At 57.1% G+C, this 322-nt stretch carries 1 protein-coding gene; it reads right to left on the bottom strand.

Annotation, left to right across the window (positions count from 1 at the left end; translation table 11 throughout):
- Positions 1-13 precede the first annotated feature (13 nt).
- Positions 14-322 (bottom strand): hypothetical protein (locus tag AC1DYP_RS24900; protein ID WP_477048579.1); only part of this gene is annotated, 309 nt, incomplete at its 5' end.

Genomic DNA, 322 nt, shown 5'->3' with positions numbered 1-322 from the left:
GGGTGGATGGCGGTCACGCTGCTGCTAAGCTGCGCTTATGAACCGTCTCTCTGCGCTCATCTTTGCAGCTTTCATGATCTTCGTCTTTGTGGCCGTTGGTGGGACGTGGGTGAAGGGTATTGCTGACGTCCTGAAAGCCCACCGACTGGGCGAAGTCCGAACCGGATCTTCCGTTGGGCGAACTGTCTATCGCGCAAACGACCCCAAGAAATTCCGGAGCGTAGTGCGTTGGCGCACGGTCTGGCTCGCAATAATGCCAATAGGTTTGATCTGGCTTGCCTTGCTCACCGTCATTGCCATTGTCGGCGTCGCCGCATAGTCC

This window comes from Caulobacter sp. P1_D6 (genome assembly GCF_056406095.1).
The sequence above is the reverse complement of the archived record's forward strand: the minus strand, read 5'-3'. Positions and strand labels throughout refer to the sequence as shown.